At 72.8% G+C, this 13,728-nt stretch carries 11 protein-coding genes; 3 read left to right on the forward strand and 8 right to left on the reverse strand.

Features of this window, described 5'->3' with window-relative positions:
* Window positions 1–4: 4 nt before the first annotated feature.
* The 5 genes from rfaE2 to BU204_RS32160 are packed head-to-tail and all read right to left on the reverse strand — an operon-like array spanning window position 5 to window position 4,758.
* Window positions 5–1,378 (reverse strand): D-glycero-beta-D-manno-heptose 1-phosphate adenylyltransferase, encoded by a 1,374-nt coding sequence (gene rfaE2 / locus BU204_RS32140; RefSeq protein ID WP_075129560.1) that lies wholly within the window; start codon window positions 1,376–1,378, stop codon window positions 5–7.
* Window positions 1,375–1,956, reverse strand: a complete 582-nt coding sequence (locus BU204_RS32145) for a D-sedoheptulose-7-phosphate isomerase (RefSeq protein ID WP_075129561.1) — start codon at window positions 1,954–1,956, stop codon at window positions 1,375–1,377. Before BU204_RS32145 ends, rfaE2 begins: the two co-directional genes overlap by 4 nt.
* Window positions 1,956–3,176, reverse strand: a complete 1,221-nt coding sequence (locus BU204_RS32150) for a glycosyltransferase (protein WP_075129562.1) — start codon at window positions 3,174–3,176, stop codon at window positions 1,956–1,958. Before BU204_RS32150 ends, BU204_RS32145 begins: the two co-directional genes overlap by 1 nt.
* A complete protein-coding gene (locus BU204_RS32155; RefSeq protein WP_075129563.1) occupies window positions 3,167–4,243 on the reverse strand; it encodes a glycosyltransferase family 9 protein in 1,077 nt (358 codons plus the stop codon). Before BU204_RS32155 ends, BU204_RS32150 begins: the two co-directional genes overlap by 10 nt.
* A complete protein-coding gene (locus BU204_RS32160; protein WP_233160840.1) occupies window positions 4,240–4,758 on the reverse strand; it encodes a D-glycero-alpha-D-manno-heptose-1,7-bisphosphate 7-phosphatase in 519 nt (172 codons plus the stop codon). Before BU204_RS32160 ends, BU204_RS32155 begins: the two co-directional genes overlap by 4 nt.
* A gap of 275 nt (window positions 4,759–5,033) precedes the next feature.
* On the opposite strand from BU204_RS32160, the gene BU204_RS32165 reads away from it, so the two are divergent.
* Entirely contained in the window at window positions 5,034–5,228 is a 195-nt protein-coding gene (locus BU204_RS32165; RefSeq protein WP_075129565.1) for a DUF2795 domain-containing protein, read from the forward strand.
* Between the two features lie 75 nt (window positions 5,229–5,303).
* On the opposite strand, the gene BU204_RS32170 is transcribed toward BU204_RS32165, so the two are convergent.
* Both BU204_RS32170 and BU204_RS32175 read right to left on the reverse strand, forming a co-directional pair.
* Complete coding sequence (locus tag BU204_RS32170) at window positions 5,304–8,060, reverse strand: AbfB domain-containing protein (protein WP_075129566.1); 2,757 nt, start codon at window positions 8,058–8,060, stop codon at window positions 5,304–5,306.
* Window positions 8,061–8,209: 149 nt separating this feature from the next.
* Complete coding sequence (locus tag BU204_RS32175; protein ID WP_075129567.1) at window positions 8,210–9,214, reverse strand: LacI family DNA-binding transcriptional regulator; 1,005 nt, start codon at window positions 9,212–9,214, stop codon at window positions 8,210–8,212.
* Between the two features lie 249 nt (window positions 9,215–9,463).
* On the opposite strand from BU204_RS32175, the gene BU204_RS40360 reads away from it, so the two are divergent.
* The gene (locus tag BU204_RS40360; protein ID WP_158073545.1) at window positions 9,464–10,633 is read left to right on the forward strand and encodes a Fic family protein; all 1,170 of its coding nucleotides are present in this window, start codon (window positions 9,464–9,466) and stop codon (window positions 10,631–10,633) included.
* A 72-nt stretch (window positions 10,634–10,705) separates the two neighbouring features.
* Window positions 10,706–12,007, forward strand: coding sequence for a 3-phosphoshikimate 1-carboxyvinyltransferase (aroA, locus tag BU204_RS32185; protein ID WP_198943062.1), 1,302 nt, complete (start codon window positions 10,706–10,708; stop codon window positions 12,005–12,007).
* Window positions 12,008–12,016: 9 nt separating this feature from the next.
* Here the strand turns inward: aroA and BU204_RS32190 are convergent.
* Window positions 12,017–13,728: family 16 glycoside hydrolase (locus BU204_RS32190; RefSeq protein WP_143229902.1), on the reverse strand; the 1,712-nt coding region annotated here is incomplete at its 5' end.

Consider the following 13,728-nt stretch of genomic DNA (forward strand, 5'->3'; position numbering starts at 1 on the left):
TTCCTCAGCCGGCCTCGGTCAGCAGGCGCGCAAGGCGGGTCGTCGACCGACCGTCGTGGTAGGGCACCACGACGACCGAACCTCCCCAGCCGCGCACCAGCTCCGTCTCCGGCAGTGACTCGGGCGTGTAGTCGCCGCCCTTGACCCAGACGTCGGGCCGCAGCTCGGCGAGCACCCTTTCCGGTCCGGACTCCTCGAACACCACGACCTGGTCGACGCAGCCGAGCGCCCGCAGTACCTCTGCCCGGTCGTCCTGCCCGTTCAGCGGCCGCCCGGGGCCCTTGAGCCGGCGCACCGAGTCGTCGGAGTTCAGGCAGACCACCAGGCAGTCGCCGAGGCTGCGGGCCGCGGTCAGCGTGCGGATGTGGCCGGCGTGCACCAGGTCGAAGCAGCCGCCGGTGGCGACGACCGTGCCGTTGCGCGCCCGGACCGACTCGACCAGGCGCTGCGCCTCGGCGAGCCCGCTGCGGTCCTGCTCGGGAACCGGGGTGATCGCACCGCCGGTGACCGCCGCGGCGCCGCCCAGCGCGACGAACTCCGCCGCCGCGCCGACAGCGTGCTCGATCGCCGCGGGCACGCTGTCGTGGCGCATCAGCCGTGCGGCGACGGCGACCGCGAAGCGGTCCCCAGCACCACACGGGTCGGCGGCGGTGACCGACGGGGCCGGGACCAGCCGCGTCTGCTCGGCGTCGGTGAGCAGCGCGCCCCGCTTGCCCAGCGTGACCGCGACCGCGTGTGGCGCCCACCGCTCGCGCAGCAGCCCGGCGGCACGTTCCGCTGTCGTCGCGGGGTCCTCGCCCGCTCCGGCCGCACTGCCGCAGAGGCGCACGGACTCGTCGAGGTTCGGCGTGACGACGGTGACGCCGCGGACCGGCTCGGTTCCGCGCGGGTGGGGGTCCCACACGACCGGCACCCGGTCGACCATCTCGGCGAGCACGGCCCGGAGCCCGGCGTCGGCGGTGAGCCCCCGGCCGTAGTCGGACACCAGGATCGCGTCGGCGGTCCGCACCGCGGCCAGCATCTCCTCGGTGACCGTGGGGCGGCCCGTCCTGGTCCGGTCGATCCGGGCGATGGTGTGGCCGTCGGCCCGCAGCCTGGTCTTCACCGGCGTCGGCGTGTTCGCCGGTCCGGCGACCGTGGTCACCCGGCCGAGCTGGGCGCGCAGCAGCTCGCCCTCCTCGTCGTCACCGATCGCGGTGACGAGCGTGACCGGCTCACCGGCGGCACCGGCCAGCCAGGCGGCCAGGCCTGCGCCGCCGGGGCGCGGCCGGCGTACCTCCTCGTCGACCACCAGCGCCGGAGCGTCGGGGCAGACCCGGCTGACCGACCCGACGAGGTCGATGTCCAGCAGGCAGTCGCCGATCACCACGAGATTCATGAGGCCCTCCGGGTGTGCTCGTCGGCCAGCGCGTTCTCGAACGCCGTGCAGAGCAGGTGCACCGAGACCAGGTGCGTCTCCTGCACGGTCGCCGTGCAGCCGGTCACCGCGATCGCGTCGTCGGCGGCGTCGGCAAGGGGGTTGGGCAGCGGACCGGTGAGCGCCCAGACCGTCGCGCCACGGGTCCGGCCGGCTTCCGCGGCCCGCAGCAGGTTCTCGCTGCGACCGCTCGTGGACAGCAGCACCAGGACGTCTCCGGGCCTGGCGTGCGCGAGGACCTGCCGCGCGTACACCTCGGCGTAGCCGTAGTCGTTGCCGATCGCGGTGAGGCTGGAGGTGTCCGCGTGCAGCGCGACGGCAGAGAACGGCTCCCGCTCCCGGTCGAAGCGGCCCACCAGCTCGGCGGTCAGGTGCTGGGCCTCGGCGGCGGAACCGCCGTTGCCGGCCGCGAGCAGCCGACCGCCTTCGCCCAGCCGCTGGGCGAGCGTCGCGCCCCACTGCCGGATCCGGTCGGACTCGCGGCGCAACGCCGCGATGGCCCTGGTCAGTTCGTCGAGACGGTCGGGGTTGCGGGCCATCACATGCTCCCCGCAGCCGCGAGCGGGCCGGGTTCGGCGACCGCGCGGCACTGTTCGTAGGCGCGCGCGGTGGCGAGGGCCACCTGCCTCCAGGGGTAGCGGGACTCGGCGCGCTCCCGGCCGGCGGCGCCCAGCAGCGAGCACCGCACCGGGTCGGCCAGCAGCGTCCGGAGCGCGGTCGCCAGCTCGCCGGGCGAGCGCGGCGGGACGTGCACGCCGGTCACGCCGTCCACGACCGTGTCGATGAGGCCGCCGACGGCGCTGGCGACGACGGGCACCCCGCAGGCCATGGCCTCGAGCGGAACGATGCCGAACGGTTCGTACCAGGGCACACACGCCACGGCGTCGGCCGACCGCAGCACGGCCGGCATCCGGTCGCGCGGCACCTGGCCGAGCAGCCGCACCCGGTTCGCGACGCCGAGCCGCGCGGCCAGCTGACGCAGCCGGACCGCCTCCGGGTGCGCCGCCAGCCGATCGCTCTCCGGGCCGCCGACCAGGACCAGCTCGGTGTCCGGAACCTCGGGGAGTGCCGCGACGAGGTCGGCGAAGCCCTTCCTCGGCACCAGCCGTCCCACGCTGACCACGCGGTGGCGCGGCCCGGCCGGCTCGGCGGGTCCGTCCGGGGTGAAGTGCTCGCAGTCGACCCCGCAGGGCACGACCGTCGTCCGGGTGGCCGGCACGCCCATCCTGCCCAGCTCCCGCACTTCGTCGGTGCAGGTCGCGACGATCTGGGCCGCGTTGCGGCCGATCATGCGCTCGGTACGGATCCGACCGGGCGGGCTGGTGTCGGCAAGCCCCTGGTGGCGGCGCTTGACCGTGCCGAGCGCGTGGTAGGTGTGCACCACGGGGATCTGCTGGTTGCCCCCGGCCACGACCGCGACCAGGCCGGACATCCAGAAGTGCGAGTGCACGACGTCCGGCGGCGACTGGCGCCACTCGCGGTCCACGAACCTCGTGAACTCCGCCATGTACGGGAGCAGCTCGTCCTTGGGGACGTGCTCGGCCGGTCCGGCCGGCACGTGCACCACCCGGTAACCCTGCGGGGCGCGGACGGACTCCGGCAGGTCGCGTGCGTCGCGCCGGGTGTACACGGTCACCTCGTGGCCGAGGTCGACCAGCGCGGCCGACAGCTCGGCGACGTGCAGGTTCTGCCCGCCGGCATCCACCTCGCCGAGGACGGCGAGCGGGTTGGCGTGTTCGGAGATCATGGCTATACGCATGTGTGCGTCCCCTCGGTGCGAGGTTTCTCGGTCACGGCCGTCCCGGTGAGCGCGTGGACGGCGTCGATGACGTTCCGCGCGGTCACCGAGGCCAGGCACGGGTGCCCGGGTACGGGACAGTCGCGCGCCCTGGTCGCGCGGCACGGCGCCGTCTGGTCGCCGAGCAGCACGCTGGGCACCCGGTACGGCGCCCACCGGAGCGCGGGCACGACCGGGGAGAACAGGGAGACCACCGGGGTACCGACGGCCGCCGCGAGGTGGGCCGGGCCGGTGTTGCCGACGACCACGGCCCGCGCGCCGGCGAGCACCCCGGCGAGCTCGGCGAACCCGGTCGCCCCGCCCAGGTCGACACCGGCGTCCCCGGCCACCTCGGCGGTCAGGTCCCGCTCGCCGGGACCGCCGGTGACCAGCACACGGTGCCCCTCGGCGGCGAGCGCGCGCACGGCCTCCGCGCAGCGCCAGGCCGGCCAGCGGCGGGCGGGCACCGTCGCGCCGGGGTGCAGCACGAGGTAGGGACCCTCCCCGACGATCGGGGACACGTCGGGCGGAGGGTTCACGCGCAGGGCCCCGTCGTCACCCTCGGGCAGCCGGTAGCCGGCCGCGGCCACCACGGCGAGGGCCCGCTCGGGCTCGGGGGCGTCGTCGACGAAGTCCGTGCCCGGACGGAGGCGGACGTCGAGCAGCGTCCCCGGGTAGTCGTGGGAGATGGCGACGGTCCTCGGCACCCCCGCCAGCCGCAGCACCAGGGCGAGCGGAAGGCTGGACTGGTGCGCGGAGGTGAGGACCACCGCGAGGTCGAACCGGCCGGCCGCCACCCGCTCGACGAGCTCCCGCACGTCAGCGGGGTCGACGGGGTGGGGGTTGGCCACGATCCAGGGGCAGGCCCAGACCATGACGTGGTCCACCCCGGGCAGCATCCGGGCAGCCTGCGCACCGGCCGGGCCGCAGAGCAACGTCACCTCGGTCGGCTCGCCGGGCCGGCCGGCGGCGACGGCGCGGAGGGCCGGACCGGCGAGCAGCACGTCGCCGTCGCTGTCCAACCGGGCTACCAGCACCCGCCGGGTCATGCCGCCACCCCGGGGAGCAGCTCGACTGCCAGCCGGGCGGCGGAGAGCAGGTCGTCGGCGACTAGCGGGGCGGTGGCCACCTCCCCGGGCAGCGTCTCGGGGGTGGGCACCATGATCGCCTGCGCCCCGGCGGCCCGCGCCGCCTCGACGTCGGCGCCGATGTCGCCGATCATCACGGCGTTGGCCGGGGGTACGCCCAGTGCGGCACAGGCGGCGAGCAGCATCCCCGGCGCGGGCTTGCGACAGGCGCACCCGTCCTCGGCGCCGTGCGGGCAGTAACGCCAGTCGTCGAACGGGCCGAGCAGCTCGGTCAGGCGCGTGTGGACAGCCCGAACCTGGTCCTCGGTGAGCAGACCCCGGGCAACACCGGACTGGTTGGTCACCACCGCGAGGCGAATCCCTTTGCCCCGGAGCAGGTCCAGGGCTTCCCGCGCGTGCGGTACAGGCTGGACTCGGCGCGGGTCACCGTTGTACGGCACATCGTGCACCAACGTGCCGTCCCGGTCGAGCAGCACCGCCCCAACGTGCGGAAAGCCTCCTGAAGTCACGCGGCCAGGCTTTCCGGGAGAAGTAGGGGTAAACCTGAGAGTAGCAACTACTACTCACCGTAACCGCACGGTCCGGCCACGGCTCGGCCCCGATCGGAATAGCCGCCCTGATTCGGGGTACTCCGGACCGTCCTGTCTGTTCTGCCAACGGTCCTCGTCGCGGGAACCGTTCCTCCACAGGCATAGGACCGCTGTAGCCGGGTAGCCACGGCCCGACCGGATGCAGTCAGCAGGAGGACGAGATGAACCAGCCAAACCCCATCCAGATGCAGAAGTTCCTGTCCGGTGTGGACTACCCGGCCGACCGCGACGCCCTCGTCGAGCACGCGCGCTCCCAGGGTGCGGACGAGGACGTGCTGCGCGGGCTGGAGTCCATGCCCGACCGGTCGTTCGACGGACCGAACGCGGTCAGCCAGGCCTTCTCCAACCAGTCCTGACCACCACTTCTCGGCGAAAAATAGGTGGGCGACCTCACTGACCGTGAGGCCGCCCACCCACCTCTCGGCGCCCGCCTACGGCGCCCAGGCCGCGTCCACGCTCCAGCTGGTGTCGGCCCCGTAGGAGGCCGGGTTGTCGTACGCGTGCGCCCCGCCGTTGGAGGCCACCCACACCTCCTCGGCGAAGTGCCGCATGCTGGTGCCCAGCTCGTTGAGCGACGCCAGCCGCACCGTCCCCGCCGTCGCGCCCGGCTGGGCGCAGAACGTCGCATCCCGCCGGAACAGGTCGGTGCCCTGGTCCCCGGACAGCCGCACCCGGAACGCCGCGTGCCGCAGGTACTCACCGGTGTTGCGGGCCTGCAGGGTGTAGCAGGACGGATCGGCGAGGCCGCGCCGCACGACGAAGGTGGCGTCGCTCTTCAGCAGCGCCGCGCTGGACGCGGTGACCACGTCGGTCCGGGCGAGCCCGGCCTGGTGGCGCAGATACCGGTCGGTGAAGCCCGGGGTGGTCACCCGGAACGAGCGGGCCTGGTCCAGCGGCAGGTCGGCACCGCTTCGCCAGAGCGGAATCGTCGCCGCCCACGTGGTGTCCTCGGCGAAGCTCGTCGCCGTGTCCCACGGGTTCGGGCCGCCCTGTCTGGCCAGGTAGACCAGCTCGCTGTGGTGCCGCAGGAACGCGCCCGGGGTGTTCTGCGACTCCAGCGCGCTGGCGCCGCGGCCGGCCCGGGGGCAGAACGTGGCGTCCCCGGCGAACTGGGCCGAGCCGTCGTTCGCGTCCAGGCGCACCCGCCAGTTGGCGTGCCGCAGGTACTGCCCGGGCAGGGTGCGGGACTCGAACGACAGGCACGCCGCGTTGGCCAGGCCCGGCCTGGCCCAGTAGGTGGCGTCCCGCTTCGTCAGGTCGGTGCCGTCATCGGTGTCGGTCCTGGCGAGGCTGTCGCGGTGGCGCAGGTAGCGGGTGGTGAAGCCCGGGGTGGTGACCCGCAGCGAGACCAGCTCGTCGCGCGGGATCTCCGTGCCCTCGGCCTGCCCGAGCACCCGTCGGTTGACCTCGAGGACGCGTGCCGCGTTCATCTTCAGCACCCGCCGGTCGTAGGTGTAGAAGCCGTTCACCTCGTTCTCCACGTCGTAGGGCTCGGTGTAGACCGAGCCGGAGAGCCCGCGGGTCTGGACGAAGCGGCCGACCTCGCGGGTGATCTCGACGTAGCGGTTGGTCAGCGAGGTCTCGTCGGGGTACAGGTCGCCGTAGGCGAACCCGGCGCCCGGCTGCCACTCGTGGCCGGTCATCCGCCTGCCGAGGCCCCCGTACTCGCCGAGCACGGCGAACCTGGTCGCGGTGGGGGTCCTGGTGCCGCTGGACATCTGGTAGGCGTGGTCGTCCACGACGTCCCCGTTGGACGGCTCCGGATCGGACACACAGCAGTTGGAGCCCGAGTTGTGGTTGATCGGCCGGGTGGCGTCCACCGAGCGCACCAGGTCGACGATGCGCTGGTTGTCGTACTCACCCCAGCCCTCGTTGAACGGCACCCACTGCACGATCGAGGTGATCTGCTTGAGCTGGTCCAGCATCCGGCGCAGCTCGGACTCGAAGTTCGCATGTGCGCGCGCGGGCACGTCGTCGACCGCGTCGAGCGAGGGCATGTCCTGCCACACCATCAGCCCGAGCCGGTCGGCGTGGTAGTACCACCGGGCCGGCTCAACCTTGATGTGCTTGCGCACCATGTTGAACCCCAGGGCCTTCTGCCGCTCGAGGTCGAAGCGCAACGCCTCGTCGGTCGGCGCGGTGTAGATCCCGTCCGGCCAGTAGCCCTGGTCCAGGGTGCCGAGCTGGAAGACGAACTTCCCGTTCAGCAGCGGGCGCATCACCCCGCCGACGACGGCCTTGCCCAGCGAGCGCATACCGAAGTAGCCGGTCACCACGTCGTTGCCCATGCTCACGCGCAGGTCGTAGAGGAACGGGTCGCTCGGCGACCAGAGCCGCGCGTTCGGCACCGGGATCCGCAGGTGCGCGCCGACCGTGCCCGTGGCCGTGCCGACGACCGTGCTGCCGGTGCGCACCTCGGCACGCACCTGCTGTCCGGCGCTGCCCTGCACGACGAGGTCGAGCACGCCGGCGGCGACGTCGGGCGTGGTGTCCAGCCGGGTTATGTGCGCTGCCTGAACGGGTTCCAGCCACACGGTCTGCCAGATGCCGGAGGCGGCGGTGTACCAGATGCCGCTGGGCGAGCGGCGCTGCTTGCCGATGGGGAACGTGCTCCCGTCGACCGGTGAGTAGGCGCCGACGATGATCTCGTTGGCGCCGGGCCGGAGCGCGTCGGTGATGTCGAAGGAGAAGGCGTCGAAGCTCCCGGTGTGGGTGCCGACCCGGGTGCCGTTCACCCAGACCCTGGCCTCCCAGGTGACCGCGCCGAAGTTGAGCTTGACCCGTCGGCCGTCCCAGCTGGACGGAACGGTGAACGTGCGCCGGTAGTACATCCGGTCCTCGTGGCGCTGGATCCCGGACAGTGCCGACTCGATGGGGTAGGGCACGAGCACGCCCTCGGGCAGGGTCTGCCCGACCGGCGGCGAGTCCAGGTTCGCGGCACCGCCGAACTCCCAGACCCCGTTGAGGTTCAACCAGTCCCCGCGCACCAGCTGCGGGCGCGGGTACTCGGGCAGGGCGTTTAGCGGCGAGACCTGGGCGGTCCAGGGTGTGGTCAGCGGGGGTTGCTTGGGCACCCACTCGGCGGCCTGGGCCGCCGGCGCGACGGCGACGACCGCGGTCGCGGCGGCGAGCAGTGCCGTTGCCGCGCCGAGGATCCTTGTGAGCGGTGTTCTGGAGCTTCCAGACATGGCGACTCCTGGTGCAGGGTTCTCTCGATCCGCGCTGAGCGCGCGTTCAGGTGAGCCGTTCCGCCCGACATAGCGACTGGCATGTCCGCTCCAGGTGCAGGGTTTCCTGGTGCCTGTTCTGTTGGGCCGTGCTCGAGTGTCGTGGCTGCTCAGGTGGGCCGGCTCGGGCCGGCCGTGCTCTCCCGGACCTGGAGGGTGAACGGGATCCGCACCTCCCGGGGCGGGAAGTCCGCGCCGGTCGTGCGCCGGTGCACCAGCTCGACGGCCGCCCGGGCCAGCGCCGCCTTGTCCGGGGCGACGGTGGTCAGCGAGGGCACGCTGAACGCGCTGTGCTCGGCGTTGTCGAACCCGACGACCGCGAGGTCGTCGGGCACCCGCAGGCCCCGGTCGACCGCCGTCCTGATCGCTCCCTGGGCCAGCATGTCGTTGAAGCAGAACACAGCGTCCGGTGGCTCGGCGAGGTCGAGCAGCACCGACATTGCCTCCGCGCCGTCCCGGTGGTGGTAGCGCAGAGCCTCGGCGACCAGCGCCTCGTCCCGGGGCAGCCCCGCCTCGGCCAGCGCACGGTGGTAGCCGGCAAGCCGCTGCGCGGCGGTGCCCCTGGTCGGGTGCTGGCCGACGACCGCGATCCGGCGCCGGCCGAGCTCGACGAGGTGGCGTACCGCGGTGTGCGCGGCGCGGACGTTGTCGATGCCGACGTGGTCCAGCGGAAGCGCGAGGGGGTGCTCACCGAGCAGGACGACCGGCACCCCGGGCCGCGCCAGGTCCGCCGCGTCGATCGCCTGCGGGCTGACCAGGGCACCGTCGACCAGGTGGGGCCCGAGCGAGGCGAGGGTGGCGCGCTCCCGTTCCCGGTCGCCCTGGGTCTGCTCGATCAGGACGCTCCAGTCGAAGGGCTGCGCGGCCGCGATGACGCCCCCGGCGAGCTCGCCGAAGTAGGGGATGCTCAGCTCGGGCACCACGAACGCGAGGAATCCGGTGCGCCCCCGGCGCAGGTTCCGCGCCCCGAGATGGGGCCGGTACCCGGTGGCCGACAACGCGTCCTCGACCCGGCGACGGTTCTCCGGCTTCACGAAGGCGTAGCCGTTGACCACGTTGGACACCGTCTTCACCGACACACCGGCGAGGACCGCGACGTCCTTGAGCGTGGCCACGCTCCGAGCGTAGGCATTTTTACAACGTTGTGCCAACGTTGAAACCGCTTTTCACCCGTTTGTCCGGAGGGTGGTCTTCCCCTTGACATCACCCGTCCGTGTGGTTTGCCGAGTGTGCAACGTCGCCCGGAGCCGGGTGCCGATACGGAATGATCGTGCATTCGCACGGGAATGGGCCCACCGAGCGGCCCCGGGGACAAAAGACGGAAGAGTTGCGGCGGTTCTGTCCGCTCGTAGAGCCTTTCCCGCATGGCCACCAGCAAGCCCACCACCACTGGCCGTTGGCTCCCCGTCCACGGGAAGGCACGTCTGCCGGCTCACCTCCGGGCGGCGGGCGCCTTCCTCCCGAAACCCCTTCCCTCCGACGTGGAGTTCCGAACCGAGACCGCGAAGGCGGTAGCCCGGGCCGACCACATGCTCGGCCGGCTCGACGAGGCCGCCACCCGGCTTCCCGAGCGCGGCGCGTTGGTGCGAGCGACCCAGTGGCGCGAGCTGGCCGGCTCCTGGGGAGCGGACGGGACCGAGGTCAGCGTCCGGGACGTCTTCCTCCAGGACCTGCGTGGCCTGCGGAACCCGCCGGTCACCGACCCGGCGGTGGCCGAGTACGTCGCCGCGGCCGACGACGCGGCCCGCCGTGCCCGCGCGGGCGAGGCGATCGGCGTCATGCTGCTTCGGCGCACCGCGGCCCGCCTGCCGACGAGCGGCACGAGTACCGAGCGCGGGACGGATCCGCCGTGGCGCACGACCGACCGCTGGTTCGGCGCGCGGCCGTCCTCGGCCTACCTGCTGGCGGTGCCGCCGGGCGCGGAGCTGCGTACGGCCGCGGAACAGTGGGTGGCCTGGGTCGACTGCCCGAGCGACATGCCGCTGATCGCGAAGCTCGCCCTCGGCGCCTACCAGATCCTCACGCTCGCTCCGCTGGACAACAGCGAGGAGGTGGCGAACCTGTACGTGGTGCTCGAGCTGATCCGCGCCGGCGCGCTGCGGGACCAGATCCTGCCGGTCTCCCCCTGGCTCGCCCCGCGGAGCGCGCCGTACCACATCCGGCACCGCGCGGTCGCCGAGGACGGGGACCTCGACGGCTGGATCGCCTTCGTCGCCGAGGGCATCGCGCGCCTGTGCCGCGCCCAGCTGAACATCGTCGACACGGTGGAGGAGCTGCGGGAGGAGTTCCTCGACCGGCTTGGCCGGCGCAACGACTCGCTGGCGCGGGCGGTCAACGCGCTGCTCGGCACCCCGGTGGCCGACCAGGCCCTGATCGCCGAGCGGTCGGGCGTGTCCCTGCGGCACAGCCACGACCTGATCAAACGGCTGCGGATCCACGGGGTCGTCCGGGAGATGGGCCAGCGCAAGCAGCACAAGCTGCACGAGGTCCCCGCGGTCATGCGCGTGCTCGGCTCGGCCGAGGACGGCGCCTAGCTAGGGCACGCCCGGCCGGCGTCCCCGTACGATCCCCTCCGAACGCCGAGGACGAGTCGAACGGAGATCGCTGTGCAGGGGTTGGACGACGCCACGACCGTCGGAGTGGCCGGACCGGTCGCCCTGGCCGGGGCCATCCGCGTGCCGGGCGACAAGTCCATCTCGCACCGGGCGCTGCTGTTCGCCGGGCTCGCCGAGGGGGAGAGCACAGTCCGCGGGCTCTCGCGGGGGGACGACGTGCGGCGCACCCGGCAGGCCCTGGCCGAGTTCGGGGTGCGGTTCACCGACGAGGACGGGTATCTCAGGGTGCTCGGCGGGCTTCGCGAGGAGCCGTCGACCGTGCTCGACCTGGGGAACTCGGGCACGGCTATGCGCCTGATCGCGGGCGTCTGCGCCGGGCAGGACATGCACACCGTGCTCACCGGCGACCGCTTCCTGCGGGCCAGGCCGATGGACCGGGTCGCTGTCCCGCTGCGGTCCATGGGCGCGACGGTCGACGGCCGGCAGGGCGGACGGCTCGCGCCGCTGTCGATCCGGGGCGGGAACCTCAGCGGCATCCACTACGCGAGCCCTGTCGCCAGCGCACAGGTGAAGTCCGCGGTCATGCTGGCCGGGCTGTCCGCGGCCGGCAGCACGACGGTCGTCGAGCCGGTGGCCACCCGCCGGCACACCGAGGAGATGCTGGCGCTGTTCGGAGTGGACGTCGAGGTCGACGGCACAGCCGTGACGGTGCGGCGGTCGACCCTGACCCCGGCTGAGGTGGACGTCCAGGGAGATCCCTCGCAGGCCGCCTTCTGGGCGGTCGGGGCGCTCATCGCGCCGGACAGCCGAGTGCGGGTGGACAACCTCTACTCCGGACACGGGCGCACCGGGTTCGTCGACGTGCTGCGGCGGATGGGTGGTCGGCTCGACTTCGACCGGACAACCGGGACACTCGAGATCACCAGTGGCCCGCTCACCGCGGTCAGCATCGGGGCGGAGGACGTGCCCGGCATTGTCGACGAGATCCCCGTGCTCGCGGTCGCCGCCGCGGCCGCCGAGGGCACCACGGTGATCAGCGGCGCCGAGGAGCTGCGGGTCAAGGAGAGTGACCGGATCAAGTCCACAGTGGCCATGTTGTGCGCGTTCGGCGTGCATGCGGAGGAGACCCCCGACGGCATGGTCATCGAGGGCACGGCGAACCGCCGAGGCGGTGAGGTGCACTCACACGGCGACCACCGCATCGCGATGGCCGCCGCGGTGTCGGGGCTCGCGGCCACCGGCCCAACCGTGATCCACGGCTGGGACGCGGTGGCCACGAGCTACCCGGGCTTCGCCGACCACGTCGCCGAGCTGTCCGGCGGCGCGGCACGGCTGCGGGAGGTGACCTCCTGACCCGGTGGGTCAGGTCAGGGGCTCCACCCAGATGTTGCGGAACCGCGGGTTCTCCCCCGCGTCCCCGTGGTCCTGCAGGCGGATCGCGCCGGGTGTCGGTCCCTCCGGGATGTTGTCCCCAGTTCCCCCGTTGACCGCGACGTTGTTGTGCACCACGACGCCGTTCCACACCACGGTCACCCTGGCGTCGTCGACCTTGGCCCCCGCGCTGTCGAACCGTGCCGCGCGGAAGGTGATGTCGTAGGTCTGCCAGGTCCGTGGCGCGGTGGCCGCGTTGCTGTCCGGTGCCTTCTTCGAGTAGATCGCGCCTGCCTCGTCGGCGGCGAGGGTGGTGTCGCCGAAGGAGTCGAGCACCTGGATCTCGTAGCGCTCCTGCAGGAAGATGCCGCTGTTGCCCCGGGCCTGACCGGTCACCTCCGGCGGGTACTGCGGCTCGAACCACTCCACGTGCAGCTTGACGTCACCGAACTGCTGCCGGGTGCGGATGTCCCCGCCGAGCGTCTCCATCGAGCCGCCGGAGACCGGCCAGGTCGCCGCGCCGCCGGAGCGGGCCTCCCAGGCGTCCAGGTTGGTTCCGTCGAACAGCGGTATTCGCGTCACCGGGACGACGGACAGCTTGTCCAGGTTGACGTTGCCGCCGTCGCCGGCGTCGAACCGGTAGGCGACGGTGTTGCGGCCGGCGTTGAGCGCCACCACCTCGGTCCAGGACGACCAGGTGTCCCAGTTCCCGGTGCTGGGCAGGCGAACCTGCCGTACCTTCGCGCCGTCGACGTACAGGCTCAGGGTCTTGGCGCCGGCCACCGGGTTGGGGCCGTTGGAGTAGCGCAGCCCGACGTTGTGCTGCCCGGCCGCCGCGGCGTCGACGGAGAAGGTAGTCGCGGCGCCCTGGTTCCAGTACCCGTCGACGAACCCCGTCCCGGAGTAGCCGGTGTGGTCGGTGTTGACCGCCGCACCGCCGCTGAGCCCGGCCACCTCCGCCTCGTACTCCGTGGCGGCGCTGCCCGTGCCCACCGTGGAGTTGAGCGTGTACCAGGCCTCGGTGCTCCACAGTGCCTGCCCGTTCTCGGCGGTGAACGGCCGCGGCGAGTGAAGGTGCACCACGCGCCCGGTCCGCAGGCCGGGGATCGACAGGGTGACCTTGCGCCGGTCGGTGGACAGCGTCGCCGAGGCCACGGTCAGCCGCTCCTCGTCGACCTTCGGGCCGCCGTAGTCCGCCGTCGGCACGTACCGCCACTGGGTCGCCCTGTACTTCGTCGCGAGGTCCTGGGCGGTCGCCGCGGACAGCGGTTGGGTGTACTCGACCTCGAAGCCGCCCTGCACCGAGCGCATCGCGAGGATGTCGAAGGCGTTGCCGCCGTTGGGGGTCAGCTTCTGCAGGCCGTAGTTGAGCTTGCCCGCCTGACCCCAGTTGCCGCCGGCACCGATTCCGCCGGTGTAGATCGCGCCGTCCGGACCGAGGCTGATCCGGCTGACCCCCGCCTCGAGGCCCTGGGTGTGGCGGAACACCGCACCCTGGTACTCACCGTTGATCTTCTCCAGGTAGGCGCGTTGCAGGCCGCCGTACGTGACGTCGCCGAACACCAGCTGGCCGGCGAAGGGGCCCTGGGTCAGCCGGACCGGGTTGCTCGGCGAGTTCGCGATCTCGTTCTGCGGCAGCCAGAGCACGGGCTGGGTGACCGGTCGGGTGTCGAACGGGCCGTCCGGGTTCATGTAGTGGTTGA

The sequence above is a fragment of the Actinophytocola xanthii genome (assembly GCF_001921205.1).
In the GTDB taxonomy this organism is placed as follows: Bacteria; Actinomycetota; Actinomycetes; order Mycobacteriales; family Pseudonocardiaceae; genus Actinophytocola; species Actinophytocola xanthii.

What these genes read in the sequence shown, in the direction of transcription:
- BU204_RS32165 (WP_075129565.1), top strand. Translation starts at nt 5,034, where the DNA reads ATGAACCAGCCAAACCCCATCCAGATGCAGAAGTTCCTGTCCGGTGTG.
- BU204_RS32145 (WP_075129561.1), bottom strand. Translation starts at nt 1,956, where the DNA reads ATGGCCCGCAACCCCGACCGTCTCGACGAACTGACCAGGGCCATCGCG.
- BU204_RS32170 (WP_075129566.1), bottom strand. Translation starts at nt 8,060, where the DNA reads ATGTCTGGAAGCTCCAGAACACCGCTCACAAGGATCCTCGGCGCGGCA.
- BU204_RS40360 (WP_158073545.1), top strand. Translation starts at nt 9,464, where the DNA reads ATGGCCACCAGCAAGCCCACCACCACTGGCCGTTGGCTCCCCGTCCAC.
- BU204_RS32150 (WP_075129562.1), bottom strand. Translation starts at nt 3,176, where the DNA reads ATGCGTATAGCCATGATCTCCGAACACGCCAACCCGCTCGCCGTCCTC.
- rfaE2 (WP_075129560.1), bottom strand. Translation starts at nt 1,378, where the DNA reads ATGAATCTCGTGGTGATCGGCGACTGCCTGCTGGACATCGACCTCGTC.
- BU204_RS32155 (WP_075129563.1), bottom strand. Translation starts at nt 4,243, where the DNA reads ATGACCCGGCGGGTGCTGGTAGCCCGGTTGGACAGCGACGGCGACGTG.